Origin of the sequence: Mesorhizobium sp. SARCC-RB16n (genome assembly GCF_008520305.1) — a bacterium.
In the GTDB taxonomy this organism is placed as follows: Bacteria; Pseudomonadota; Alphaproteobacteria; order Rhizobiales; family Rhizobiaceae; genus Mesorhizobium.
Genome location: NZ_ML703296.1, coordinates 70,916 through 96,491 on the forward strand (window position 1 = coordinate 70,916; position 25,576 = coordinate 96,491).

General features: G+C 62.4%; 31 protein-coding genes and 1 pseudogene. 13 read left to right on the forward strand and 19 right to left on the reverse strand.

The window, feature by feature from the left end:
- Positions 1-15: 15 nt before the first annotated feature.
- Both C7I87_RS30795 and sppA read right to left on the reverse strand, forming a co-directional pair.
- Complete coding sequence (locus C7I87_RS30795) at positions 16-300, reverse strand: integration host factor subunit beta (RefSeq protein WP_006200394.1); 285 nt, start codon at positions 298-300, stop codon at positions 16-18.
- Positions 301-369: 69 nt separating this feature from the next.
- Positions 370-1,326, reverse strand: a complete 957-nt coding sequence (sppA, locus tag C7I87_RS30800; protein ID WP_149907738.1) for a signal peptide peptidase SppA — start codon at positions 1,324-1,326, stop codon at positions 370-372.
- A gap of 355 nt (positions 1,327-1,681) precedes the next feature.
- Between sppA and lptC the strand changes: the two genes are divergently transcribed.
- From lptC to ptsN, 6 genes are all read left to right on the forward strand, one after another.
- Positions 1,682-2,395 carry an LPS export ABC transporter periplasmic protein LptC gene (gene lptC, locus C7I87_RS30805; RefSeq protein ID WP_149907739.1) on the forward strand — a complete coding sequence of 238 codons (714 nt, stop codon included), beginning with the start codon at positions 1,682-1,684 and terminating at the stop codon, positions 2,393-2,395.
- The gene (locus C7I87_RS30810) at positions 2,382-2,990 is read left to right on the forward strand and encodes an LptA/OstA family protein (RefSeq protein ID WP_149907740.1); all 609 of its coding nucleotides are present in this window, start codon (positions 2,382-2,384) and stop codon (positions 2,988-2,990) included. Before lptC ends, C7I87_RS30810 begins: the two co-directional genes overlap by 14 nt.
- A complete protein-coding gene (lptB, locus tag C7I87_RS30815) occupies positions 2,990-3,808 on the forward strand; it encodes an LPS export ABC transporter ATP-binding protein (RefSeq protein WP_149907741.1) in 819 nt (272 codons plus the stop codon). Before C7I87_RS30810 ends, lptB begins: the two co-directional genes overlap by 1 nt.
- 292 nt (positions 3,809-4,100) lie before the next feature.
- Complete coding sequence (gene rpoN, locus C7I87_RS30820) at positions 4,101-5,627, forward strand: RNA polymerase factor sigma-54 (RefSeq protein WP_149907742.1); 1,527 nt, start codon at positions 4,101-4,103, stop codon at positions 5,625-5,627.
- 266 nt (positions 5,628-5,893) lie between these two features.
- Entirely contained in the window at positions 5,894-6,478 is a 585-nt protein-coding gene (hpf, locus tag C7I87_RS30825; RefSeq protein WP_127279801.1) for a ribosome hibernation-promoting factor, HPF/YfiA family, read from the forward strand.
- 57 nt (positions 6,479-6,535) lie between these two features.
- Entirely contained in the window at positions 6,536-7,000 is a 465-nt protein-coding gene (gene ptsN, locus C7I87_RS30830; RefSeq protein ID WP_010911486.1) for a PTS IIA-like nitrogen regulatory protein PtsN, read from the forward strand.
- A gap of 70 nt (positions 7,001-7,070) precedes the next feature.
- Here ptsN and C7I87_RS30835 read toward each other — a convergent pair whose 3' ends face one another.
- Complete coding sequence (locus tag C7I87_RS30835; protein ID WP_149907743.1) at positions 7,071-7,328, reverse strand: BQ00720 family protein; 258 nt, start codon at positions 7,326-7,328, stop codon at positions 7,071-7,073.
- 64 nt (positions 7,329-7,392) lie between these two features.
- The gene (locus C7I87_RS30840) at positions 7,393-7,818 is read right to left on the reverse strand and encodes an Hsp20 family protein (RefSeq protein ID WP_149907744.1); all 426 of its coding nucleotides are present in this window, start codon (positions 7,816-7,818) and stop codon (positions 7,393-7,395) included.
- Between the two features lie 335 nt (positions 7,819-8,153).
- Here C7I87_RS30840 and C7I87_RS30845 point away from each other — a divergent pair, with 335 nt between their 5' ends.
- Positions 8,154-9,095, forward strand: coding sequence for a nucleoside hydrolase (locus C7I87_RS30845; protein WP_149907745.1), 942 nt, complete (start codon positions 8,154-8,156; stop codon positions 9,093-9,095).
- Between the two features lie 71 nt (positions 9,096-9,166).
- Here C7I87_RS30845 and C7I87_RS30850 read toward each other — a convergent pair whose 3' ends face one another.
- The 9 genes from C7I87_RS30850 to C7I87_RS30890 all read right to left on the reverse strand — a co-directional run bounded on the left by C7I87_RS30850 (position 9,167) and on the right by C7I87_RS30890 (position 15,666).
- On the reverse strand, positions 9,167-9,445 hold the full coding sequence (locus C7I87_RS30850) for a hypothetical protein (RefSeq protein ID WP_246696461.1): 279 nt from the start codon (positions 9,443-9,445) through the stop codon (positions 9,167-9,169).
- 141 nt (positions 9,446-9,586) lie between these two features.
- The gene (locus tag C7I87_RS30855; RefSeq protein ID WP_149907747.1) at positions 9,587-10,201 is read right to left on the reverse strand and encodes a LysE family translocator; all 615 of its coding nucleotides are present in this window, start codon (positions 10,199-10,201) and stop codon (positions 9,587-9,589) included.
- Between the two features lie 94 nt (positions 10,202-10,295).
- Positions 10,296-11,741 carry an amidase gene (locus C7I87_RS30860; RefSeq protein WP_149907748.1) on the reverse strand — a complete coding sequence of 482 codons (1,446 nt, stop codon included), beginning with the start codon at positions 11,739-11,741 and terminating at the stop codon, positions 10,296-10,298.
- 1 nt (position 11,742) lies between these two features.
- Positions 11,743-12,648: a ribokinase gene (locus C7I87_RS30865; RefSeq protein ID WP_149907749.1), complete on the reverse strand. Its 906-nt coding sequence runs from the start codon at positions 12,646-12,648 to the stop codon at positions 11,743-11,745.
- Positions 12,649-12,735: 87 nt separating this feature from the next.
- Positions 12,736-13,215 (reverse strand): hypothetical protein, encoded by a 480-nt coding sequence (locus C7I87_RS30870; protein ID WP_188394059.1) that lies wholly within the window; start codon positions 13,213-13,215, stop codon positions 12,736-12,738.
- On the reverse strand, positions 13,190-13,711 hold the full coding sequence (locus tag C7I87_RS30875; protein ID WP_149907751.1) for a hypothetical protein: 522 nt from the start codon (positions 13,709-13,711) through the stop codon (positions 13,190-13,192). Before C7I87_RS30875 ends, C7I87_RS30870 begins: the two co-directional genes overlap by 26 nt.
- A complete protein-coding gene (locus C7I87_RS30880) occupies positions 13,678-14,097 on the reverse strand; it encodes a hypothetical protein (RefSeq protein ID WP_246696462.1) in 420 nt (139 codons plus the stop codon). Before C7I87_RS30880 ends, C7I87_RS30875 begins: the two co-directional genes overlap by 34 nt.
- Entirely contained in the window at positions 14,094-14,564 is a 471-nt protein-coding gene (locus C7I87_RS30885; protein ID WP_149907752.1) for a hypothetical protein, read from the reverse strand. Before C7I87_RS30885 ends, C7I87_RS30880 begins: the two co-directional genes overlap by 4 nt.
- A 223-nt stretch (positions 14,565-14,787) precedes the next feature.
- Entirely contained in the window at positions 14,788-15,666 is an 879-nt protein-coding gene (locus C7I87_RS30890) for a methylated-DNA--[protein]-cysteine S-methyltransferase (protein WP_149907753.1), read from the reverse strand.
- Positions 15,667-15,781: 115 nt separating this feature from the next.
- On the opposite strand from C7I87_RS30890, the gene C7I87_RS30895 reads away from it, so the two are divergent.
- Entirely contained in the window at positions 15,782-16,597 is an 816-nt protein-coding gene (locus C7I87_RS30895) for a class I SAM-dependent methyltransferase (protein WP_149907754.1), read from the forward strand.
- A gap of 59 nt (positions 16,598-16,656) precedes the next feature.
- On the opposite strand, the gene C7I87_RS30900 is transcribed toward C7I87_RS30895, so the two are convergent.
- Entirely contained in the window at positions 16,657-17,151 is a 495-nt protein-coding gene (locus C7I87_RS30900; protein WP_149907755.1) for a DUF2244 domain-containing protein, read from the reverse strand.
- 22 nt (positions 17,152-17,173) lie between these two features.
- On the opposite strand from C7I87_RS30900, the gene nth reads away from it, so the two are divergent.
- Positions 17,174-17,980 (forward strand): endonuclease III, encoded by an 807-nt coding sequence (nth, locus tag C7I87_RS30905; protein WP_149907756.1) that lies wholly within the window; start codon positions 17,174-17,176, stop codon positions 17,978-17,980.
- On the opposite strand, the gene C7I87_RS30910 is transcribed toward nth, so the two are convergent.
- Complete coding sequence (locus tag C7I87_RS30910) at positions 17,974-18,429, reverse strand: DUF2214 family protein (protein WP_149907757.1); 456 nt, start codon at positions 18,427-18,429, stop codon at positions 17,974-17,976. The two genes, nth and C7I87_RS30910, sit on opposite strands and share 7 nt — an antisense overlap.
- A gap of 229 nt (positions 18,430-18,658) precedes the next feature.
- Between C7I87_RS30910 and C7I87_RS30915 the strand changes: the two genes are divergently transcribed.
- Entirely contained in the window at positions 18,659-19,198 is a 540-nt protein-coding gene (locus C7I87_RS30915; protein ID WP_149907758.1) for a GNAT family N-acetyltransferase, read from the forward strand.
- Positions 19,199-19,202: 4 nt separating this feature from the next.
- On the opposite strand, the gene C7I87_RS30920 is transcribed toward C7I87_RS30915, so the two are convergent.
- Positions 19,203-21,695, reverse strand: coding sequence for an EAL domain-containing protein (locus tag C7I87_RS30920; RefSeq protein ID WP_149907759.1), 2,493 nt, complete (start codon positions 21,693-21,695; stop codon positions 19,203-19,205).
- A gap of 296 nt (positions 21,696-21,991) precedes the next feature.
- Here C7I87_RS30920 and C7I87_RS30925 point away from each other — a divergent pair.
- Positions 21,992-22,129 (forward strand): annotated as a pseudogene (locus tag C7I87_RS30925) (CoA transferase); the annotation flags it as partial.
- A 55-nt stretch (positions 22,130-22,184) separates the two neighbouring features.
- On the opposite strand, the gene C7I87_RS30930 reads toward C7I87_RS30925, so the two are convergent.
- Entirely contained in the window at positions 22,185-22,661 is a 477-nt protein-coding gene (locus C7I87_RS30930; protein WP_149907760.1) for an NUDIX hydrolase, read from the reverse strand.
- Between the two features lie 125 nt (positions 22,662-22,786).
- On the reverse strand, positions 22,787-23,095 hold the full coding sequence (locus C7I87_RS30935) for a hypothetical protein (protein WP_149907761.1): 309 nt from the start codon (positions 23,093-23,095) through the stop codon (positions 22,787-22,789).
- Between the two features lie 55 nt (positions 23,096-23,150).
- Here C7I87_RS30935 and C7I87_RS30940 point away from each other — a divergent pair, with 55 nt between their 5' ends.
- Entirely contained in the window at positions 23,151-23,414 is a 264-nt protein-coding gene (locus C7I87_RS30940; RefSeq protein WP_149907762.1) for a hypothetical protein, read from the forward strand.
- A gap of 36 nt (positions 23,415-23,450) precedes the next feature.
- Complete coding sequence (locus C7I87_RS30945; protein WP_149907763.1) at positions 23,451-24,032, forward strand: invasion associated locus B family protein; 582 nt, start codon at positions 23,451-23,453, stop codon at positions 24,030-24,032.
- Between the two features lie 51 nt (positions 24,033-24,083).
- Here C7I87_RS30945 and coaBC read toward each other — a convergent pair whose 3' ends face one another.
- Positions 24,084-25,556 carry a bifunctional phosphopantothenoylcysteine decarboxylase/phosphopantothenate--cysteine ligase CoaBC gene (gene coaBC, locus C7I87_RS30950; RefSeq protein WP_210250672.1) on the reverse strand — a complete coding sequence of 491 codons (1,473 nt, stop codon included), beginning with the start codon at positions 25,554-25,556 and terminating at the stop codon, positions 24,084-24,086.
- Positions 25,557-25,576 lie beyond the last annotated feature (20 nt).

Below are 25,576 nucleotides of genomic sequence, written 5' to 3' on the forward strand. Positions count from 1 at the left end.
GACAAGGCAGTCCGGCTACTTGCCGCCGTTCAGCCTTTCACGCAGTTCCTTGCCGGTCTTGAAGAACGGCACCCATTTCTCCTCGACCTCGACGGATTCGCCGGTACGCGGGTTGCGGCCGGTGCGGGCGGGGCGGTTCTTCACCGAAAAAGCGCCGAAACCGCGCAATTCGACTCGGTTCCCCTCGGCAAGCGCGTCGGTGATCTCATCGAAGATCGCACCGACGATGTTTTCGACGTCGCGCAGGAAAAGATGCGGATTGCGCGTGGCAATAATCTGCACAAGTTCGGACTTGATCATCAGACGTGTCCCCGTGAAAGCAGTTCGGTCAAAATTATCAGGATGATTTTATTTGCTTTTTCAGCTGTCTCAAGGGTGCCAGACGGAAACGAGACCGTCAAGAAACAAGCGGTCGGCGCCAAGTTCATGGATGACGTCAGCGCCGGAATCCGGCAGGCCGAGCGCGCCGGCGATCGTGCGTGCCATCGCCTTCGAGAACAGGAAGCCGCCGCGCCGTTCCGTGTCTTTCCACTCGACCACCTTGAGTTTGGCATCGACACCCTTGGTCGCCAGCCAGTCGATGGCCACGGACTCGCCGCCAACGGCGTCGATCAGCCCGTTGGCAACACCCTGGCGGCCGGTGAAGATCGAACCGTCGGCGAGCGCCAGCGCCTGTTCGTGGGTCATCTTGCGACGTTCCGCGACGATGCCGACGAACCAGTCGTAGCTGTCGAGGATGAGCTTGCGGACCATGGCGCGCTCGTCGTCATTGGTCGGCTTGAAGGGCGAGGGTGAGGCTTTCAGCGGCGAGGACTTCACCTCCTCCAGCTTGACGCCGAGCTTGTCCATCAGACCGCTGACGTCAGGATACTGGATCAGCACGCCGATCGAGCCGACGATCGACGTCTTGCGGGCGACAATATGGTCGGCGGCACTCGCGATCATGTAGCCCGCCGACGCGGCCAGCGTGCCGACCTCGGCCACGACAGGCTTGTCGGCGGCGAGCTTGCGCACCTCCTCGTAGATCGATTCCCCGCCGACGGTGGTGCCGCCAGGAGAATCGATCGCCAGGATGACGCCTTTCACCTTCGATGACTGGCGGATGGTCTCCAGCCGCTTGATCAGTTCGTCGTCCTCGGTGATGGTGCCTTCGATCCTGACCTTGGCGATGTGGTCGATGGCAGAGCCGCCGAGATCGTCGCGGTAGAACCAGGCCGACAGCGCAATCACCCCGAGCGCCACGATGCCAAAGGCCGCAACACGCCAGAAAGTCAGCTTGCGCCGCAAGCGGCGGCGGTCGATCAGGTCGTCGGCTCTCAATGCCATCGTAAGCCTCACAATCAGCGGGAAGACACGCTTTTAGACCATGATGCCTTCATCGGGAAGCAGTTCCGTCCCGCACATGGCGCGGCAATCCGCGCGACGGTCCATGTGTTGTCTGTTTTGTGACTGGCCTGTGCGAAGGACGCAAGGTAAGTGGGAAGAACTTCGGTGATGAAAAAAGACGCAAGGACGTCTATTTCTGCTATGAAGCATTGGCTGTTGCGCTGACCCGGGTTTCGTTTGTGCAACGGCAGCTGTCACATTTTTGCGGTTTTCGTCGGCTTGTGCTTGCGTGAGGGCGCTGGCGTCCCACCTATAGGCGGTGCTCCGGGGGCAGGGGTTTTAGAAGAAAGCAGTCATGTTAGCGCGACCGAATGAACCGACGAGCCCGGAGACGGAGTTGGCCCCCCCGGCGGATGGCTGGGCGCGGGGCGAGGCCTTCGACCGCGCCCAGCGTCATTCGCGCCGTGTGCGCGTGCTCAAATTCGCCGTGCCCTTGGCCGCGGCGTTGATCGCCGTCGCCTTCCCGGTCTATTCCTATCTCGCCGCGCCCGTCTCCGTCGCCGTGCAGGCGGAAGGTACCGCCTTCTCCAACGGCAAGCTGGTGATGGCCAATCCCAAGCTCAATGGGTTCACCAAGCTGAAGCAGCCCTATTCGATGACGGCCCTGCGGGCGATACAGGATGTGAGCACGCAAGGCATCATCGAACTCGAAGGCATCGACGCCAAGGTGCCGATCGCTCCCGACAATGTCGCGGCGGTAAAAGCCTCGAGCGGTACCTACGATCGCGACGGCAATACGATGAAGCTGAACAGCGACGTCACCATCACCACGACCGACGGCTTGCAGGCCAAGTTCAAATCGGTCTTCCTCGACATGGGCAAAGGCACTATGAAGACGGACGATCCCGTCGATGTCAGCCGTGGCGGGTCGCAGATCAGGGCGGATTCGATGTCGGTCCAGGACAATGGCAAGATCCTGGTGTTCGAGAACAAAGTTCGTGTCAACATCGATCCCGCCGTTCTGAAGGCGGCTGAGGCAAAGGGCGAAGAAGCGAATGTGGGTCAATAGTTCGACACGGCTTGCGGCCGCAACTTCGGCGCTGTTCCTGCTCAGCCTGGCGCCGTCGCTGGCGCAGTCGGGGGCGGCCAGCCAGGTGTCGGGTCTCAAACTGGCCGGCGACAAGCCGATCCAGATCGAAAGCGACAAGCTGGAAGTCCACCAGGCCGACAGTGTCGCCATCTTCACGGGCAACGTCACCGTCGTCCAGGGACCGACGCTGATGAAGGCCGGCAAGATGATGGTCTATTACGTCAAGGATCCCAACGCGGGCGCTAAGGGTGCCGAAGCGGCCGGGGCGGCAGCCATGACCGGCTCGGCCAACATCGATCACCTGGAGATCTCCGACAAGGTCTACATCAAGTCGGATCAGCAGGTCGCGACCGGCGATCAGGGCAGTTTCGACATGAAGACGCAGGTGCTGGTGCTTTCGGGCAAAAAGGTCGTCCTGTCGCAAAACGACAATGTCCTGGTCGGCTGCAAGCTCACCGTGCAGATGAAAAGCGGGCTCGCCCAGGTCGATCCATGCGCTGGGCAGCGTGTCCAGATGTCGATCACACCGCCGCCGAAATCGGATGCGTCGAAATCGGGAGCGACGAACCCCTGATGGCCAGCCTGTCGTCTCTGACGGCGCGTCTTCCGGGGCGGGCCGCAGGCAAGCTTTCGGCTCCGGCCACCGTCACTGTGGACAAGGCGAAGTTCAAGGGAACCTTGATCGCCAAGGGCCTGACCAAGAGTTACAAGGGCCGCAAGGTCGTCAGCGGCGTCACGCTGGGCGTGCGCGCCGGCGAGGCCGTCGGGCTCCTCGGTCCCAATGGCGCCGGCAAGACGACCTGTTTCTACATGGTCACCGGCCTGGTACCGGTGGATGAAGGTACGATCGAGATCGACGGCTTCGACGTCACCTCGATGCCTATGTATCGCCGCGCGCGCCTCGGCATCGGCTATCTGCCCCAGGAGGCCTCGATCTTCCGTGGCCTCAATGTCGAACAAAACATCCGAGCCGTGCTCGAAGTGGTCGAAAAGGACCGCAAGGTCCGCGAGCGCAACCTCGACGAACTGCTCGAGGAATTTCACATCAGTCATCTGCGCAAGGCGCCGTCCATGTCGCTCTCGGGTGGCGAAAGGCGGCGCCTGGAAATCGCGCGCGCGCTGGCGACGCGCCCGGCCTACATGCTGCTCGACGAACCCTTCGCCGGTATCGATCCGATCGCCGTCGCCGACATCCAGCAATTGGTGCGCCACCTGACGGCGCGCGGTATCGGTGTCCTCATCACCGACCACAATGTGCGTGAGACGCTCGGCCTGATCGACCGTGCCTATATCATCCATGCCGGCCAGGTGCTGACCCATGGCCGCGCCGACGAGGTGGTGGCAAATGCCGACGTGCGGCGGCTTTATCTCGGCGAGGGTTTTACGCTCTGAGCAGTTCGCTGTCTGAAACGGCTAACCGCTTGTCTCTTTTTCACGGAATTCCGCTCGGAAAGCGATTTTTTCCGGCCCCTGGAATTGCTCTCAGTGTGAAATTTGTTTCCTGATACGATTTTTTGCGCGCTGGCGACCTGTTTTCCGCGATTTTGCTCCGGGATAACGCTCCGGTAAGCGGGTTTTGCTAGGCTTTGCCTTGACAAGCAAAAGCCGGGCCAGTTTCTATGGCCGGCCGTGAAATTCATTTCCGGAAGTCCGGACGCGTAGAGGAGGCGTTTGAAACCGAACCATGGCATTGGCGGCGAAACTACAGCTCCGACAGTCGCAGTCGCTGGTGATGACGCCGCAGCTGATGCAGTCGATTCGGCTGCTGCAGTTCACCCATGCCGAGCTCGAGCATTTCATCGACGAGGAGATCGAGCGCAACCCGCTCCTGGAACGCGCCGAACCGCAGGATGATGCCGCGAGCGACCAGGCGCAGAAGCTCGAGGCAGAGCCGCAAGCGGCCCCCGATGGCGACTGGTTCGAGAACGAGACGGCATGGAGCGCCGAAGCGATCTCGGAAAAGCTCGACACGTCCCTGGAAAACCTGTTTCCCGATGATCCCGGCACCAGCGATCGGCTCGGCCCCGATCTGACGGCGCAATGGAAATCGGCTTCGGGCAGTGGCGGCGGCTCCTCGTCCGAGGGGCTCGATGCTGGTGACATGGCGGCGAGCGCGATCACGCTGCGCGACCATGTCGGCGAGCAGGTCGCACTTGCCTTCACCGATCCCGTGGCACGGCTGATCGCCGGAGAACTTGCCGACGGGCTCGACGAGACTGGCTATGTCAGGGCCGATCTGGCGGAGATCGCCGCGCGGCTTGGCATCGACGGCGTGGCGGTGGGCAAGGTGCTGGCCGTATGCCAGACCTTCGACCCGGCCGGGTTGTTTGCCCGCAATCTCGCGGAATGCCTTTCGCTGCAGCTTGCCTTGCGTGACCGTCTTGATCCGGCGATGAAGGCTCTGATCGCCAATCTCGAATTGCTGGCGCGGCGCGATTTCCAGACGCTGAAGCGGCTTTGCGGCGTAGACGAGGAAGACTTGCTCGACATGCTGGCCGAGATCCGGGCGCTCGACCCGCGGCCGGGCATGGCGTTTTCGGGGGGCGCCAGCGACGCGATCGTCGCCGATGTCGAGGTGCGGGCCGCCAATGACGGCAGCTGGACCGTCGAACTCAATGCCGAAACGCTGCCGCGCGTGCTGGTCGATCATATCTATTTTGCCCAGGTGTCGCCGCACGCGAAGAACCAGGCGGAGAAGGACTTCCTGGCCGAGTGCCTGCAGAACGCCAACTGGCTGACACGCAGCCTCGACCAGCGGGCAAAGACGATCCTCAAAGTGGCTTCGGAAATCGTGCGCCAGCAGGACGCCTTCCTCGTCCATGGCGTACGTCATCTGAAACCGCTCAACCTGCGCACGGTGGCCGACGCCATCGGCATGCACGAATCGACGGTCAGCCGGGTCACCGCGAACAAATACATGCTCACCCCGCGCGGCGTGTTCGAGCTGCGCTATTTCTTCACCGCCTCGATCGCGGCATCGGGCGGTGGCGACGCGCATTCCTCGGAAGCGGTGCGTGATCGCATCAAGCAAATGATCGACGAGGAGAAGCCCGTCGATGTGCTGTCGGACGATGCCATCGTCGACATGCTGAAGGAAAGTGGCGTCGATATCGCCCGGCGCACGGTCGCCAAGTACCGGGAAGGCATGAATATTCCCTCGTCGGTGCAGCGCCGGCGCGAGAAGCGGGCGCTCGCCAGCGCCGGCCGCTAGGCATTCTGCGATTTTCCACAGCTTTCGAGCTTCATTGACAAGCCACGGTGAAGTGGCTAGAAGCCCGCCCGCATGAGATGGGCTTGATGCCCGCTAGCGGATGGTCCGTCACGACAATGACCCGGGACGGTCAAGAAGGCGGCTTGTGATCAACCGGAAAGTTCGGATTTAAATCGGCGCGAGTGACGCCGCAAAGCTTGTGCGCACGGATCACGAGTATAAACTCGGGCCAGTTTGAAGCCTGAGCAAGGAAGGTCAGTTTTCAGATGAATCTGCGCATTTCGGGAAAGCACATGGATATCGGCGATGCGTTCCGCACACGCATCAACGATCGTGTCGGTGAAGCCATCGGCAAATATTTCGATCGCGGCTTCGCGGGACACGTCACCGTCATCAAATCGGGCTCGCGCTATTCGGCGGATTGCATGATCCGGCTGGATTCCGGCGCTTCGCTGCAGGCCACCGGCGATGCCCAGGATCCGACGCTCGCCTTCGAGGCCGCCGCCGATCGGCTGGAGACCCGGCTTCGGCGCTACAAGCGCCGTCTGAAATCGCACAATTCGGGCAATGGCAATGGCGAGTTGACCGACATTGCCTATACCGTGATGGCGCCGCTTGCCGATGACGATGAGGAAATCCCGGAGGATTTCGCACCGGCCATCGTCGCCGAATCGACCATGACGCTGAAGACCATGTCGGTGGCCTCAGCCGTCATCGAGCTCGATACCAAGGACAGTCCGGTGGTTGTTTTCCGCAATGCCGGAACCGACCATCTCAACATCGTCTATCGCCGGCCCGACGGAAACATCGGCTGGATCGATCCGTCCACGACCAAAGTCGCACAGGGATAAAAGCTGGCCGCACGAGGGGTGGGGACTGGCGCGGCAGGCGAACAAGGATTTTCAAGCATGGATCTGAGCGATCTTATCAGCGTTCCGGCGATTTTGCCGGCGTTGAAGGCGAACTCCAAGAAGCAGCTTCTGCAATTGCTGTCCGAGCGGGCAGCGGCGATTTCGGGCATTCCGGAACGGGAGGTGTTCGACACCATCCTGCAGCGCGAGCGCCTGGGTTCGACCGGCGTCGGCAACGGCATCGCCATCCCGCACGGCAAGCTCGCTGGCGTGAAGCGCATCGCCGGCGTTTTCGCCCGGCTGGAAACGCCGGTCGATTTCGAATCGCTGGATGACCAACCGGTCGATCTGGTGTTTCTGCTGCTGGCGCCTGAGGGGGCCGGTGCCGATCACCTCAAGGCACTGTCGCGCATCGCGCGCGTGCTGCGCGACGCCGACACGGTGGCCAAGATCAGGGGAACGCGGGATGCCACGGCGATCCACGCGCTTTTGTCGGACACGCAGGCCTCGCACGCGGCTTGAAGCCATCTTTTTAAGATTTCACCCCAAGGGCCGCCGTGAGCGGCCCTTTCGTCTCGGCCAACCGGTCGCCTTAATGAATGGCGACGGTGGTCAGGTCGTTTTCCATGGCACCGGCCAGCGCGCGGTCACGCGCATCGGAAAGCAGGATCGGCTGGCCATTGGCGGCAAACAGGGCCCACAGCTCCAGGCCGGGCGCAATTTCGCCGATGTTGGGGAAGCGGCCGAGCAGTTCATCGCTCGAGACCTTGCGCAGATAGGCGACCGAGCCTTCGCCGAGATGGGCGAATTCGCCGTTGGTCATGGTGATGGTTTCGTCAGTTCTGGTCATTTCAAGCCTCCTTGGCGCGAGGACGCCGCTCAAGGCCATCCCGCATGAGAGCCATCGGTAAAGATCAGTCTTTCACCGAAATATTTATTTTCCGTACCAGTCGTTCGGACTCCGGCCGATCGAGGTCGATCGACAAAAGGCCGTTCTTCAGCTCTGCCGCGATCACCCGCATGCCGTCGGCCAGCACGAAGCAGCGCTGGAACTGGCGCGCGGCAATGCCGCGATGAAGGAATTCGCGCTCGGTGTCGTCGCTTTGACGGCCGCGCACGACCAACTGGTTTTCCTCGGTTGTCACATCGAGATCGCTTTCAGCGAAACCGGCGACGGCCAGCGTAATGCGCAGCCTTTCGGCCTTGCCGTCGGCACCGCTCAGGCGCTCGATGTTGTAGGGAGGGTAGCTGTCACCGGACTTCGCCAGACGCTCCAAGGTCTTTTCCATGGCGTCGAAACCCAGGAGAAGCGGGCTGGAGAAAGGCGTCATTCGGCTCATATTACACTGTCCTCTCAAGAGCGACATAAACTGGAAAAACCCGGATGGCATTTTTCCCGATGGTCTTGATATGGTCCGCCCCGCGACCAAGTTCAAGCCACCAAAAGACCCGCCCAAAGAGACCAGGTCGCGGACCCACAGGAATAGCCCAAAGGATCAGGTCGTGGACTCACAGGAATGATCGACATGGCGCTTGAAAAGGCGCGCGGATGCAAGGAGAAGCGCGCAGGCCGGGACCGTGCCCCGTCAAGCGGTTCGGCAGCTTGCATCGGTGGGCGTCTTTCGGGCGCAGAATCGGCCCAGTGAACTGATGGCCAGCCAAACAAGGAATTGAAATGCCCCAACCACGCAAGATCATCATCGATACCGATCCCGGCCAAGACGATGCCGTCGCCATTCTGCTGGCGCTCGGCAGCAGCGAACTGGAGATCGTCGGCATTACTGCCGTTGCCGGCAACGTGCCGCTGAGACTGACCGAAAAGAATGCCCGCAAGATCTGCGAACTGGCTGGCCGGCCCGACATCAAGGTCTTTGCCGGCGCCATCCGCCCGTTGGCGCGCGAATTGGTCACCGCCGAGGAAGTGCATGGCAAGACCGGTCTCAACGGGCCGCAATTGCCCGAACCGGCGATGAAGCTGCAGGAGCAGTATGCCGTCGATTTCATCGTCGAGACGCTGATGGAGGAAGAGAGCGGCACCATCACGCTTTGCCCGCTCGGGCCGCTCACCAACATAGCGCTGGCATTGATCCGCGAACCGCGCATTGCACCGCGCATCAAGGAAATCGTGCTGATGGGCGGCGGCTTCTTCGAGGGCGGCAATGTAACGCCGACCGCCGAATTCAACATCTATGTCGATCCACAGGCCGCCGATCTGGTGTTCAAGTCCGGCATCCCGATCGTGATGATGCCGCTCGACGTCACCCACAAGGCGCTGACCACGTCCAAGCGCATCGAGGCCTTCCGCAAGCTTGGCAGCAAGGTCGGCATCGCCACGGCAGACATGCTCGAATTCTTCGAGCGTTACGACGAGGAGAAGTACGGCACCGATGGCGGGCCGCTGCACGACCCCTGCGTCATCGCCTACCTGTTGAAGCCGGAGCTGTTCAAGGGCCGCAACTGCAACGTCAGCATCGAAACCGCCTCGGAACTGACCATGGGCATGACCGTGATCGACTGGTGGGGCGTGACCAAGCGGGCAAAGAACGCCATGGTGATGCGCGACATCGACCATGACGGGTTTTTCGCGCTGCTGGTGGAGAGATTGGGGCGGCTTTAGAGCCCCATTCTCGCCGATTGAGCAATCTGATCTGGTAGTTCATGGCGTGTCGGCACACGACGAACAGCTCCTCAATCGAAAAACCGGTAGAAGACGGAGCCGTTGTCGCGGGTAACGCGCTCAATTTTTTTGACACGGGAGCCAATCAGGCGGGGTCGATCGTCGTCAACGAAAACCAGAGCATTGTTCTCTAGGAACAATCCATATTGAGACGTGCTGGTCCGGTGCCAGTAGACGCCTTCGATCGTAGCGTTGATCGGGTCAATTGATCGAATCGGCGTTGCGTCATTCTTCCATTTACTTTGGGCCAATATGAACATTATCGCAAAAAAACCGGCGAAGAAGACCACGCTAGGCGCGTTCCTCTTCAAACCCTCATAAGTCGACGGTGCACGCATGAATCCCTCAATGTCGATTCATGTGGTAGCTGGAAAGTTGACTTTCAATCAGCCGCCGACGCAGCTTTAACGCGGCGCCGGCCTCGGCTGCCGTTACTTCGACCGCGAAAACGCCAGCCACAAGCCGCCGCCGACCATGAAGCTGCCGCTGATCCTGGAGAGGAGCTTGACGCGGCTGGCCGACAGCAGGCGACCGGCGCGGCCGGCGGCGAGCGCATAGGTCGAATCCGACATGGCAGCGAAGATCATGGCGGTTAGGCCCATGACGACGATCTGCAGCGAGTAATTGCCCTGCGGCGCAATGAACTGCGGGAAGAAGGCGCCGAAGAAGATCAGCGTCTTTGGATTGCTGAGCGCCACCAGCAAGCCCTGCAGGAAGAAGCCGCCACGCGGCTTCCTGGCGGTGCCATCCGCATTCAGCGTGCCCTTGGAGCGGAACATCTGCACGCCCATCCAGATCAGATAGGCGGCGCCGATCAACCTGACCCACTCGAACCAGTGGCCCATGCCCGAGATCAGCGTGTTGAGACCGATGCCGACGATGGCGATCATGACGGCGAGGCCGGCCTGGGTGCCGGCGACATTGGCGAGACCGGCACGAGTTCCGTGGCGGATGCTGTTGGCGATGATCAGCGTGACCGTCGGACCGGGCACCAGGATGATGACGATGCAGGCAAGAACATAGGCGGCGTAGAGTTCCAGCGACATGATTATCCCTCGCAATGCCGCTGTCGCGGCCTGTCAGGCGACAATCAATGCATGGCGGTCAGGACGACGCAAGCCGGCGCGAGGCGGGCCTGGCTCAGGCGCCGGCCGACCAGGGCAACGTCGTCTCATAGGCGGCCGCGGCTTTCAGCACGGCGAGATCGCCGCGTGGCCGGCCGATCAGCTGCATGCCCATTGGCCGGCCCCTGTCGTCGAAGCCGACCGGCACATTGACCGCCGGGCAACCGCCCAGTGTGGCGAAGGCTGAAACCTGCATCCAGCGATGATAGCTGTCCATTGCCTGTCCCGCGACCTCGTGGGGCCAATGGGTGCCGACCTCGAAGGGAAAGACCTGCGCGGTCGGCAGCGCGATGAGGTCGAAGCGATCGAAGATCGACAGCAGCGCCCGGTGCCAGGAGGTGCGCACGACCGAGGCTGCGCGAATCTGCGGCGCCGTCAGCCGCGTGGCGTTCTCCACTTCCCAGATGGCTTCCGGCTTCAGCAGGCCGCGTTTGGAAGGGTCGTCATAGTGCACTTTCAGGGCGCAGCCGCTGCTGGCCTGGCGCAGCGTCACGAAGGCCTGCCATAGCGCCTCGAAATCGAAATCCGGTCGCAAGGGCTCGGTCACAAAGGATACATCCGTGAACCGGGCGAGTGCGGCCTCGCACAGATCGAGGATGCCGGGCTCGATCGGCAGATGGCCGCCGAGATCGCCGAGCCAGGCGATGCGACCACCGGTCGTCGCCGTCGCGAGCCCTTCGAGGAATGAGCCTTGCTTCTCATAGGAGAGAGGCGCTTGCGGATGGTAACCGGCCTGCACATCGAGCAGCAGCGCCATGTCGGCGACGTTGCGGCCCATCGGCCCCTCGACGCCCATCTGCGCGTGGAAAACCTCGATGTCGGGACCGCCGGGCACGAGCCCCTGCGATGGCCGAAAGCCGTAGACATTGTTCCAGGCAGCCGGGTTGCGCAGCGAGCCGCCGAAATCGCTGCCGTCGGCGACGGGCACCATGTCCAGCGCCAGCGCCACCGCCGCACCGCCGCTCGAGCCGCCGGCGGTGAGCGCCGGATCGAAAGCGTTCAGCGTCGGCCCGAACACGTTGTTGTAGGTGTTGGAGCCCAGCCCGAATTCGGGAACGTTGGTCTTGCCGATGATGATGGCGCCGGCGTCGCGGATGCGTTCGACGAAGAAATCGTCTTCTTGCGGCACGAAATCGGCGAAGATTGGCGAGCCGAACGAGGTCCTGAGGCCGGTGGTCGAGGCAAGGTCCTTGATGGCGATGGGAAGGCCAAAAAGGGAGCCTGTTCCGTCCGTCCGCCTGACATCGGCGGCGTCGGCCTCGCGCAGGATGTCGGCGCGGTCTCGCAACGAAACGATGGCGTTGACCAGCGGGTTGACCGCATCGATGCGATCGAGGAACGCCGTCACCACCTCGCGCACGGAGAGCTTCTTTCGGCGGATCGCGTCGGTGAGTTCGACGGCCGACAGGCGGCAGATGTCGCTGGCCGCGGGTACGGCATGTCTCGTGCGCGGGCGCATCATCTCAACGGGTTTCCTGCAAGGCCTGGTCGACATCCCGGGCCAGCGGGATTGCCGGCTGGGCGCCAGGCTTGAGGCAAGCCAGTGAGCCGGCGGCACCGGCACGCGCCAGCGCCTGTTCGAGCGTGAGGCCCGACGACAGGCAGGCGGCGAAATAGCCGCAGAAGGTGTCGCCGGCGCCGACCGTGTCGACCGGCGTGATCTTCAACGCGGGAACGGTCAGGAAATCGCTCGGCGTCGCCGCCATGACACCTTCGCCGCCAAGTGTGACGACGATGGCGCGTCCGGTTTTCCCCGCAAAATCGCGCATGCGCGCCGCCCGATCGCGGCCGCTGAGCGCCAGGGCCTCGCCATAGAGGTCGAACTCGGTTTCGTTGGCGACGACGTAATCAGCCTTGCCGAGGAAGCCGGCCGCTTTGGCGTGGAACGGAGCCGTGTTGAGCACCGTGACCGCGCCGGCCGCCCTTGCCTGGTCGAGCGCCGCATCGACCGTCGCGAGAGGAATTTCATGCTGCAGCAGCACGACGTCGCCCTTTTTCAGAAAAGCCTTGGAGAGGTCGCCGGGCACCACGGAAGCATTGGCGCCGGCAACCACGGCGATGATGTTCTCGCCGTCGTCGCCGACCATGATCAATGCCGTGCCGGTCGAGGCAAAGGTTTCTCCGACGCCTGAGAGGTCGACCTTGGCCTCGCGCAGCAACGCCAGTGCTTCGGGTGCGAAATTATCCTTGCCGACGGCGCCGACCATGCGCACCGGGGCACCGGCGCGTGCGGCGGCGAGCGCCTGGTTGGCGCCTTTGCCGCCGGGCGCCGTCGAGAAACCGGAACCGCTCACTGTTTCACCGGGGCTCGGCAAGCGGTCGACATTGGCGATTAGGTCGAGGTTGATCGAGCCGACTACGATAATCAAGAAATGCCTCCTGCTGAATGCACGGAAGCTATCCTGCCGGGCCGTTCGATGCCAGACCACGCGAATGGTCCAGCGCGATTTGCCGCCTCACTCACATAGCACTGTGACCATGCCCTGATAGTTGCCGGCGGGAAAGATACCGCTCGACTTTGTGGCGGTGAGGTCGACCTGAACGGTATGGGTGCCGTTGACGAGCTTCTGCGTCGTGCTTCCCGCCGTGCTGACACCGGAGTCAAGACGATACGTCGTGGCGAAGGTGACATTGGTGCCGCCGCCGCTCGGTGAAGAGGTGAATGCAGCGGGTGCTGGCGCAGATACCGAATAGCAGTCCAGCAAGTTGAGCAAGGAGCACAGCGCGGAGCTTGCCACCACGGTCGCGTTGGCGCTCGATCCGCCTGCCTGCTTGGAGCTCAGTATGCCGATGGCCGGATTTGCGGTCATCGTTCCCGATGCCCCCACCATGATGGTGCAGGTGCCGATGATCGCCCCCTGCGCCGGAAGGCAGAAGCCAGCGAGCGCGGCCATCGCAAGCAGCGCGCGGCTATTTCTTCTTCTTTTTCTTGCCATCGCTGCTTCCGGTCCTGATGCTCCAGCCTTCATTGGCCCATCCCGGTGATGCGGCCACGGGAGCGGGAGCGCCGGCGGTCACGCTCGCAGTCTGGCCGTCACCGCCCACGCCCATCTTGAGCAATTTCAGTTCCAGTTGCAGGCGCTCGACCTCGAGCTCGTAGAGGCGGCTGCAATCGACGCGCTTCGGCGTACGCCCGATCGGGATCACCACGCGGCCATAGGTGGCGACGCCATTGTTCGTCTGGTTGTTGCCCCTGATAACGCCGAGGTCGAGATAGGCGCCGCTGCCGGAGACCGCCGAGCGGCAGGTCGTGCCGTCGGAAGCGTGCACCTCGTCCTGGCCTTGGGGCAAGGTCACGCCGGGCAGATTGAAGCCGTTCTCATTCTGATTGAGATTGTAAATCTGTTCCTGAGCCGCGGTTGGAGCCGTGCTTGCCGCGGCAATCGCAAACGCGACCGTCAGGACTTGCGGTGCCCAAAAAACTTTCCGCATATCTGTGCCCTTATCTGCGTCTGTTGATTGGGGAAGGGGATGCTCTCGGTACAGATACGCACTTTACGCTCGGCAGCGCCGCCGAAAGGCACGACCACAAGGACAGGACGGGAAGCCTGCGAGCCCAGTTGGAAGACGCTCGGAGAGATTTTGGCGTCGACCGGCTGAAAATCCTGATCATAGACGTGGATTTCGACCTTGATCTTCTGGTCGTAGGGATTGGCCGGAAAAACGCGGACCGCGAAGGCGTCGGTGAAACTGTTGACCTCACCTCGCATCGGCGACATCGACTGGGCGCCGGCGGCAATGGGCATCAGTCCAACGGCCAGCGCCGTCGCCAGGTTCAGAATATGTTTCAAGGACTCCCTCCTTCGCGGCGACGTCATTCGCAGCGCAGCGTCACCGTTGCCTGATAGTTGCCGTTCGCGAAGCGGTTGCTGCCGCTCTTGGTACCGGCGAGGTTGACCGAGACGAGGTCGGCGCCGGGGACAGTCAGGGCGGTGGAAGATGCCGTTTCCGCGATCGCGTGGGCGCCGCTGGCCGAATAGGTCGGCGTCCAGGTGGTGGCCGTGCTGTCGGCGGCCGGCACGGTGGTGGTGGTCACCGGATCGACGCTGAGAGAAACACCTCCGGTGGTGGTGAGCGTGACTGTTCCAGCCGAACCGCCGCTGTTGTGCGAGCTCAGCGACTGGAGGTCGGGGCTCACCGTCATCGTGCCGTTGGAGCCGACAACGAGCGTGCAGGTCGCGGTGACCGTACCATTGAAGATGACGTTCTGCGTTGTGGCCATCGCGGCGTGGTCCAGGCACGCGACCAGCAAGGCTGCACCAAAAGCGGTGCGGAACAACGTCATCAAGACCCTCCTATTAAATCGGATTGCCCGAATTAATATGGGTCATCATCGCTTTATCACGGTTAATTTAGTGTAAACTTAAATAAATTACCGAAATAACAGCCATGAAAAAACCGATGGTTGTCCTCGGTTGTATCCAGAAATCTCGAAAAGAAATCGTACTAATACTTAGGAGCGCGAATATTCATATATTTCCTGGAACCGAAATTAGAAAATCGACATTTTAGGACGAAATCTGCCCCGCCTCCCAGCCCAGGATGGCACGCTTGCGGGTCAGGCCCCAGTGATAGCCGGTGAGATCGCCTGATTTGCCGATGGCGCGGTGACAAGGCACCACGAAAGAGAGCGGGTTGGCGCCATTGGCGGCGCCGACCGCACGGCTGGCGCTCGGCGCGCCGATGCTGGCGGCGATCGAAGAATAAGTGCGGGCCTTGCCCATCGGGATCTGCAGCAAGGCTTCCCAGACGCGGACCTGGAAGTCGGTGCCGATCATGACGACGTGCAGCGGCTGGTCGGCGCGCCAGAACGTCGGCTCGAAGATGCGCGCGGCATAGGGGCCTGTCGCTTCCCTGTCCTCGACATAGAGGGCGTTGGGCCAGCGGCCGGACATGTCGGCGAAGGCAGTGCGCTCCTCGCCGGCGTCGCAGAAGGCGAGGCCGGCAAGCCCGCGGTCCGTGGCCATGATCAGGGCGGTGCCGAACGGCGAGGGGTGATAGCCGTAGCGGATGGTGAGGCCAGCGCCGCGCGTCTTGTAGTCGCCCGGCGACATCGCCTCATGGGTGACGAACAGGTCGTGCAGCCGGCCAGGACCGGACATGCCCAGCTCGAATGAGGTTTCGAGCAGCGGCATGCCGGAATCGAGCAGCTTGCGCGCATGGTCCAGCGTTACCGCCTGCAGGAAGGCCTTGGGCGACAGGCCGGCCCAGCGGGTGAAGAGTTTTTGCAAGCCGGTCGGCGTCTCGCCGACTTCTTCGGCGAGTTCCTCCAGCGATGGCTGGTCGCGATAGTCGAGGCTGATCTTCTCGATGGCGCGGCGCACGATTTCGTAGTCGCTGCCTTCGGGCGTGATGTCCTTCTTGAGGACTGCCGTGTGTGTGCTCATGGACCTGTCTCCTTGGGCTGGAATATCGCCCCTAGGGGCGCCGATCGCCACCCGAAACTTGCCTTCTTGCCGCGCATGTCCAGATAGACTCGGGATTCGAGCCTGGGAGCCGCTCATGGCTGGCGAAAAAGTACATCTGACGGGGGCAAAGGAGACCTTGCTCATGACGCTCTACGGCAAGGCGCTGGAGAGCCGGATGCTGGATTCGCTGCTTGGAGATCATTTCGCGGACGCGGCGCTGCGCAAGATCGACTATGATTTCTCCAGGCTGAAAGTCGACGAAAATCTCGGCATCGGCCTGGCGATCCGGGCCAAGACGTTGGACGTCCGTGTCGAGGATTTCCTGGCCAGAAATCCTGGCGCCATCGTGCTGCATCTGGGTTGCGGGCTGGATACCCGCATCTTCCGGGCCGATCCCCCACCCGAGGTGGACTGGTTCGATCTCGACTATCCCGAAGTGATCGAACTCAGGCGCAAGCTCTACCCGTCGCGCGACCATTACCACCTCATCGCTTCGTCGGTGACCGAACCCGGCTGTTTGGCTGACGTACCCAGCAACCGCCCGGCCATCGTGGTGGCGGAGGGATTGACGCCATATCTGCCCGCGGACGAAGGGCTGCGCCTGCTTTCACGGCTTGTCTCGCATCTTGCCAGCGGCGAACTGATGTTCGATGCCTACAGCCGTTTCGGCCTGACGCTGCTTCGCCTCAGTCCGACCATCAAGGCGACGGGCGCCGAGGTCCACTGGGCAATCGACGACCCGCACGAGCTTGAACTGGCGGTTCCGAAGCTGCGGTTCATCGAGGACATCTCGGCCTACAAACCTGAGCACGCTGCCCGCATGGGCTGGTCCGCCAAGCTGTTCGTCCGCCTTTGGAAACACATTCCGGCGCTGCGCAAGGTCGGCAGGCTGTTGCGGTATCGCTTCTGAGTCTCATTGGTTGCCGCAATTCCGGACGGAAAACCCTTCACAGTTTCCTGGAATTGCTTCTAGCGCGCTTTGGCGGTCGCCAGCGCGCGCGAGAAGGCGGTGGCAAAGCTCTCGCGGGAATCGGGGTCGAGAAAGCCGCCGATCGGCACGTTCTGGCCCTGTGCTTCCACGGTCATTCTGGTGATGCCGATCTCGGCGTGCCGGGCGACCGAAAACCGTGCCCAGAACGGATTGAAGCGATGCGCTTCCGACTTTCCCGAGGGCGCCGTCTTGCGGATGTCGAGGCTGGTGCGCGAGACCGACACTTCCTCGCGGGCGCGGGCAGCCCGATAGTTGACGCGGAAGGCGATATAGACGGCAACCACGTCGAGACCGAAGAAGCCGAACACCGGCCAGGCGCCGCGCGACAGGAAAAACGCACCCGTCACCAGCCAGCCGAACATCAGCGCGCCCATCAGGATCAGGAAGCCCGTCCTGCCCAGCGACCGGTGTGGGGTCAGCAATGCGTGAAAGAAGGGCTCGTCGGCCTGAAACGAGGCGTTTGTGTCGCTCATGACAGACTATTATAGGAGGGAAATGGCCAGCCCCAAGTCCCAAGAGTCTTCCATGCCCGAAAAAGAGCCGCCGCCCGGACGGCGCGACGGCGCCAACGCCAAGCCGCGTCCACGACCCGCGCGGCGGACTTCGCGCTACAGCCCGGCCGAAGTGCATGAAATCTTCCGGCGCTTTTCGGTGCAGCGTCCGGAGCCGAAGGGCGAGCTCGAACATGTCAACGCCTTCACGCTGCTGGTGGCTGTGGTGCTTTCGGCGCAAGCGACCGATGCGGGCGTGAACAAGGCGACGCGGGCTTTGTTCAAGGCCGCCGATACCCCGCAAAAGATGCTGGCTCTGGGTGAAGCCAAGGTCGGCGACTATATCAGGACCATCGGGCTCTGGCGCAACAAGGCCAAGAACGTCATCGCACTATCGGAGGCGCTGATCCGCGACCATGGCGGCGAGGTGCCCGATGACCGCGACGAGTTGGTCAAGCTGCCCGGTGTCGGGCGCAAGACCGCCAATGTCGTGCTCAACATGGCCTTCGGCCAGCATACGATGGCGGTCGACACCCATATTCTGCGCATCGGCAACCGGCTTGGTCTGGCGCCCGGCAAGACCCCTGAACAGGTCGAGCAGGGATTGCTGAAGATCATCCCGGCCGAATATATGCGTCACGCGCATCACTGGCTGATCCTGCATGGCCGCTATGTCTGCAAGGCGCGCAAGCCGGATTGCCCGGCTTGCGTCATCGCCGATATCTGCAAGGCAGAGGTGAAGACCACCAGCATTCCGGCTCCCCTGGTGCCGATCGCTCCGCTTGAAACGGTTGGCGCTGACGATCAGTAGCCGTAGCCACGCGCCATCGCCGCCGCGAAGACCGGTATCAGCAGGAAGACGAACGCTTCGGCGCGGATAAAGGTCTTCACCGAGGCCAGTTCGCTCGGGGGCACGGCGAAGGAAGGATTGGCGCTCGCCTGCCTCTTCCAGGCGACAAAACGGACGGTCGGGACGATCGACAGCAAGCCGACGATGCCGAACGCCGCCATCTTGGCCCAGAACACCCAGTTGTGGACGTAGAACTCCCACCCCTTGAGGCCCCAGACGACACGGCCGATGCCGACGATGATGATGAGCGCGGCGATGATGCCGTAGTGGCGGTCGATGCCTGCGAGCCGCTTGAGCGTCGCGGCCGGCAAGTCGCCACGGATCAGCACGAATTCGGCGCCGATGATCCCGGCCAGCGAGAACACCAGCAGATGGTGGATGATGGCAAGCACGAGGTCGGTGGTGTCCATGCGGGTTTCCTTGGATCGTCGGCACCGGCAGGCGCCAGAAAGATTGGGACGTGCTGAATCAGCCCGCGTCGAAAATAACACCGCCGCGCGAGAATCCCATAGCGCGGCCCGGATGTCGTGAAGGCTGCCGGACGTTGCGGCTTCGTCCTGGATGACGGTCCTAGGTTCCCTGGCTCTTGCACCCCGCCTACGATTTGCTAACCGCAGGCCGTAACGCGAGGCAAATCCAATGAACACGACGCAAGCGATCATCGCCCCGGTCATCGAGACGCCGCGAACCATCCTGAGGGCACACCGGCTCGGCGACTTCGATGCCTATACGGCGATGTGGGCCGATCCGGTCGTCACTCGTTTCATCGGCGGCAAGCCGCGCACACGCGAAGAAAGCTGGATGCGCTTCCTGCGTCACGCCGGCCTGTGGTCGCTGCTGGGCTACGGGTTCTGGGCCATAGAAGAGAAGGCCACCGGCCATTTTATCGGCGAGGCCGGGTTCCACGATCTGAAGCGCGACATGGAGCCGTCGATCGAAGGCATTCCGGAGGCCGGATGGGCGCTGGCGCCGGCCGTGCACGGAGCGGGTCTTGCCTCCGAGGTCGTCGGCCGCGTCCTGGCATGGGGCGAAGAGACGTTCGGGCGTGCCAGAACCGTCTGCATCATCGATCCCGAGAATACTGCCTCGTTGAACGTCGCAATGAAATGCGGCTACCGGGAAGTGGTGCGAACCATCTATCACGACGCCCCGACAATCCTGCTGGAGCGCCTATCCTGAAAATCTAGCTGGCTTTGCGGCGCAGCTTCCTGGCCACATCGGCCCATGGATCCGCGACGGTCCGCGCGGCAGGCGCAATGGTTTGGCAGAGCAGCATCGTCGAGGCATCGAAGGGTTGCGGCCTGGCAATCCCATAGCCCTGGGCGTAGTCGACGCCGATCGTCTTCAAGGCGGTGGCGATGTCGTCACTTTCGACGAACTCGGCGATCGTGCGCTTGCCCATGACCTTGCCGATGTGATGGATCATCTCGACCATGGCGCGGTCGATGCGGTCGTCCAGCATGTCCTTGACGAAGCCGCCGTCGATCTTGAGGTAGTCGACCGGCAGGTGCTTCAGATAGGTGAAGGACGACATGCCGGAGCCGAAATCGTCGAGCGCGAAGCGGCAGCCCAACCCGCGCAGGTCGGCCATGAAGCGCATGGCACTGGTAAGATTGGCGATGGCGCTGGTTTCGGTGATTTCCAGGCAGATCATAGCCGGCGAAATACCATGGACGAGGAACTGCTCGCGTAGGAAGCCGAGGAATGTCTCGTCGCCGAACGTCGCTCCGGAAAGATTGATTGCGCATGTGGCGATTGGCAGCATGCGCTGATCGGCTTGCCGCGCGGCCAGGATACGGAACGTATTGCGCACCACCCAACGGTCGATCGACGGCATCAGGCCATAGCGCTCCGCGGCGGGAATGAAGCTTTGCGGGGTGACGAAGCTGCCGTCTTCGTCGGTCAGCCGCAACAGGATCTCGATATGCGCTCCAGCCTCGGCGACATCGTCGTTGAGCGGCCAGATTTCCTGGGCATGAAGCCTGAAGCGATCTTCTTCGAGTGCGGCGTGCAGGCGTTGCACCCAGGCCATCTCGCCGAAGCGCTCGCGCAAGGCCATGTCGCCGTCGCTATGGATCTGGACCCGGTTGCGGCCTTTCTCCTTGGCCATGTAGCAGGCGACATCAGCGGCGCGCAGTGCCTCCTCGATCGTCACATGCGCATTGGCGATCTGTACCATGCCGACACTGACGCTGGTGTTGAAAGGCCTGCCGTCCCAGGCGAAATGCAGCTCCTGCACGGCGGCGCGCAGCCGTTCGGCGATGTCGGCCGCTTTGTCCGCCTCGCAATCGATCAGCAATACGCCGAATTCGTCGCCACCCAACCTGGCCAGTACATCGCCCGGCCGCAATTCGTTGGCCAGCAGCGCGGAAATCTGGCGCAGCAACTGGTCGCCAGCGGCGTGGCCGCACGTATCGTTGACCAGCTTGAACTGGTCGAGATCGAGATACATCAGCGCATGCTGCCGGGACCTGTCCTGCAATTCGACAATGGTCCGTTCCAGCCGGCTCTCGAAATCGCGACGGTTGGCAAGACCGGTCAGCGCATCATGCGAAGCCTGCCATGAGAGCCGCTCGATGTAATCCTCTTCGCGGGTCATGTCGTGGAAGGCGAGCACGGCGCCGACGATTTCACCCGACACGAGCAGCGGCGCGCCGGTCAGCGCGACCGGGACAACGGAGCCGTCCGGCCGCTGCAGCAGCTGTGGACGGGCGCTGGAACGACGTGGCTCACCGCCCAGGAGGCGTTCAATCAATTGGGGCTCTTCAATGCTGGTGTCCTTGTCCACCAGGCGGAACAGCGACACCAGCGGCTTGCCTCTGGCAGTGCCGAACGGGCATGCCAGCAATTTCTCGGCAACCGCGTTCATGTATTCCAGCCGCCCGTCAGGGCCGGTGCTGATGACGGCCTGGCCGATCGAAGCCAGGGTGACCTGGGCGCGCTCGCGCTCGGCATTGAGCGCGAGCTGGAAGGCTTGGCGCTGCGCCAGCAGCTTGCGCGTGCGCCAGACGGCAAGCAATATCAACAGGGCGGCGGTGACGAGATTGGCTGATGTGAGCAGCATCTTGATGAAGCGCGATCCTTCGCCAAGGCTATCCGAGAAGGCCTTGGAAAGCGGGCCGATCTGTCGATCGAGCAGATGGATTTGCGCCTTCCAGGCACTGGTCCGGGCCGCTGATGCCGGGGCCTTGCTCAGTTGGTCATGCATCGTGTCGCCGAGCTGCTGGATGGCGAGGATCATGATGTCGGCCGCGGTCCAGTGCCGCACGGCGGCGTCGAGGTAACTGAAGCTACGAAAATTCTGGAACAGCCAGATCATTCCGGCGACGTCGTCCGGGTGGTTTCTGCCCTCCAGAAAGCCTGCACGGGCAGCCTCGGTATCGGGCTCGGATTGCTCGAGGGCCAGGCGGGCCGCGCGATCGGCCAGTGGAACGGCGATTGCCGTACGGTACTCGCTGAAGAACTCCTCATTGCCGGTGTCAGCATAGAGGCTCAGAAAATAGGTGGCGTGTTTTTGCCCCTTGGACCACTGGCTCTCGCCGCCGACATAGGCGCGAACCGCCGAAAGCGTGTAGAGGCTCAGGGTGGCGACCAGCGCCTGGATGAGGACGACAGCAACGAACGGCCACACAAGCCCGAGAAGACGGGGGCTGGCGTGCATCGATGATAGCTTCATCGAATCTTCATGGGCTTGCCATGATCCTGTCAGAGCGTCTGTCCGGCTGCTTCACCCGCCGGTTGAGACGATGTTCTTTCCCTCATGTCGCTCCGATGGCGACAACAGTCCGGTTATCACGACGGGCTTAACAGCAAATAAATTGGCCTGTTTCCAAGAGGTCATTTCTTGCCGAGGCGGCCGAATATTACGCAACGTCAAGCGGCTGCTTAAAGTTGAATTGGTTTATATTCAAGATTTAGCGGCCTTTCGGGAGCTAAGGCAGCGCCTCCGCCGCGAGGCTCGCCTGCTCCAGCAACGGCGCCGGTATGGGCGTCTCGTTCTTGGCGCAGAACGCCGGCAAACGATCCGTCATGATCGACCTCAAGAAGGGGACAGATCGCGAGCGCTTCCTCGACCTTGTCGCCAGCGCCGATGCGCTGGTCGAGAATTTCGTCCGGCCCGCCGGCACGGCCGTTTCCTGAAGATGAGGGTACGGAGAATTGAGGTTTATGCCTGCTCGAGTGGCGCGGGCTCGGGCAGCCTCAAGGTCCTCACCAGCGTCGAGAGGTCGGGCTCGTCGATGAGCATCGCGGCGTCGGCCGGCGCCAGCCAGGCCCGCTGCCGCCGTTTGGCTTCCTGCCAGTTGGCAAGCTCTTCCGTCACTTCCAGCAGAAATACGATGACGTCGACGCGGACGAAGCGGTTGGCCAAGCGTTTCCAGTAGGAATAGGTGCCCGCCGGCTGCTTCAGCGTCTTGCCGAGTACGCCGGCTTCCTCCAGTGCCTCGATGGTGGCTGCCTTGCGTCCGCTCTTGCCTTTCATCGGCCACCCCTTGGGTACGATGAAGCGTCTCGTCGTTCTCGAGGTGACCAGCATCACCTCAATGTCACCGTTAACGTTCAGCCGAAAGGGAATCGCCGCCACCTGGCGGATCCTTTCGCCTTTCTTGGCCTGGCGTACGGCCTTTTTCTTGGTGGCTGCCATCTTAATAATCCAGTCGCTGCAATGCCCCTTAGCGTGATGCGACGCCTTTGCAAAATCCAAACTACCGCAAGGGCACCTAAGTGCCCCTATCATGTAAGTCGGCTAAATAAAAGCAGGTGCGCTTGTCAGCGGCAGGTGCTGACGGCGGTGTTGCCGATTATCTGCGTCTGGCAGCTCGGCCTGACCTGCGGAACGATAGGCGGCGGCTGCTGGACGATGACTCGATCCTGGGCACGATCCTGCTGTTGTTGCTGCTGAAATTGCTGCCGCTGCACCCGGTTCTGCAAGGCTTGCAGATCGTTCTGCTGGATGAGCACATTATTTCCGGCCCCAGGATTGAGCACTTGCGCGGAAGCGGGCGAGGCAAAGCCAGCAGAAATCGCTCCAGCCAGCACTGCCAATGCGAAAATCATAGATGAACGACGCGTGTACATCCGCCTATTCCTGCAAAAAACTCATCTCTCAGACATATAGGGTGTTTGTCCGCCGATGCTATGGCGGGAATTGATCGCCGGGGTCGAGTTTTCCACCAAGCAGTGGGAAATCGAAGGCCGTTTCGCCGCGGCGGAGAATCTGCCCGGCAACCCGGCATTGCACTTGACGGAAGCGATCGATTCGCCGCTCTATCGGGTCGGCGCCGGCCTCGAGTTGAATGGCGTCAATGGCGTCGGCATGTCCGTCAGGTATAATGGCGCCTTCGGGGAAACGGTCAAACAGAATGCAGTCAGCGCGTCTCTCAAGGTCAGGTTCTAGGCTGGCTCGAGGCGGAATCGGGCGGGAGAGATCTTGATGAGGAAATACGCGTATTTGATTGCGATGCTGGGTGCTGTCTGTATCACCGGCTTGCCGGCCATGGCGGCGCAAACCAAGGGCGATAAGGTGGCGGCAACGCCGCCCGCCGCGGCTGATGCGCCGCAGCTGCCCGGTGGCGCATCGGCCTTGTCCGAAACCCATGGCGACTGGACGGTCAATTGCCAGATATCAGGCGCCAACAAGGTCTGCAGCCTGTCGCATCAGCAGTTCAACAAGCAAAGCAACCAGCGGCTGCTGGCGATCGAGCTGTCGAGCAAGACCGGCGAGGATGCGACCGGAACTCTTGCCCTGCCGTTCGGCCTGGCGCTTGCCAAGGGTGTCGCGCTGACCATAGACGACCAGAAGCTCAACGGCAGCCTGCCGTTCAATACCTGCCAGGTGGTCGGCTGCCTGGTGCCGGTGGCGTTCGATGCCAATGTCACGCCGCTGCTGAAGAACGGCACCACCCTCAAGATCGACGCGATCGCGGCCGATACGGGGCAAGTCGTAAGCTTTTCCATTCCTCTCAATGGCTTTGGCGGGGCGCTTGCTCGCACGGCAGAGCTTTTGAACAACTGACGGCTTGGCTCGCCGCAAGCGACAGGTGTTGGCGGTTTCAGCCAACACCTCTCAGACAACGATCGTTTTCAACCGTTCGGCGATGAGCGCGGCGAGCCGCGCCGCCACCTCGTCCTTGGTCATCTCGGGCCATTCCTCGACGCCAGCCTTCGATACGATCCGGACCCGGTTGCGATCGCCGCCCATCACGCCTGAAGGACCGATGCCGCTTTCGTGCGACACATCGTTGGCGACGATGAGATCGGCGCCTTTCTTCCCGAGCTTGGCCTCGGCGTTGCGCAAGAGATCCTGCGTCTCGGCGGCAAAGCCGACGACTAGGCCTGGTCGCTGCTTGTGGTGGCCGATGCCAGCCAGGATGTCGGGGTTCTCGACCATGCGCAGCATCGGCGGGCCTTCGCCTGCCACCTTCTTGATCTTCTCACCGGCTGAATTCTCGGTGCGCCAGTCGGCAACGGCGGCGACAAACACCGCGGCGTCGGCGGGCAAAAGCTGTTCCACCGCGTCGCGCATCTCCTGCGCCCGTTCGACATGGACGGTCTTCACCCCGGCCGGATCGGCGATGGCGACGGGGCCGGTGACGAGGCGCACGTCGGCGCCGAGCCTTGCCAATACCGCGGCAATGGCGTGGCCCTGCTTGCCGGACGACCGGTTGGCGATATAGCGCACGGGATCGATCGGCTCGTGCGTCGGGCCTGACGTGACGATGATCTTGCGCCCCGCCAGCGGCTTGGGCTTGGCATCGAGCAGCGCCTCGATCGCGGCGACGATCTCCAGCGGTTCGGCCATGCGGCCTTCGCCCGCTTCGTTGCTCTCGGCCATCTCGCCCTTGGCGGGGCCGACGAAGGTGATGCCGTCCTTGCCCAATGTCGCGCGGCTGCGGCGGGTGGCGGGATGCGACCACATCTTCGGGTTCATCGCCGGAGCCATCAGCACCGGCTTGTCGGTGGCGATGAGCACGGTCGAAGCCAGATCGTTGGCATGGCCATTGGCGAGCTTGGCCATCAGGTCGGCAGTGGCGGGCGCCACCACCAGGAGGTCCGCCTCGCGCGACAGTCTGATGTGGCCGACGTCGTGTTCATCGTTGCGGTCGAACAATTCGGTGAAGACATGGTCGGCGGAGAGCGCGCCGACCGACAGCGTCGTCACGAATTCCTGCGCCGCCGAGGTCATGACCACCCGCACCGCCGCACCACGCTCGCGCAACCGGCGGATCAGGTCGAGCGCCTTGTAGGCGGCGATGCCGCCGCCGATGATGAGCAGGATGCGTTTGTTGGAAAGTGTGCCTCGCGGCAAGCTCTTGCCTGCCAAGGCTGACGCCGGGGGCGGGGTGCCTCGCGAACTGGCCAGTTCGTGAAGGGCTCTCTCGATCTGGTCGAGACGGCCAACCGGACCGACCTGGCCGTCGACAGCGGCCCGGATCATCACCCGCGCCTGTTCTTCCATGGAGCGATCGTTTTCCGCCGCCAGCCGGCGCAGCAGTTCCTTGACCTCATCGTCAAGGTTGCGGATCGTGATGCTGGCCATATGATTGCACTCCCCTATCT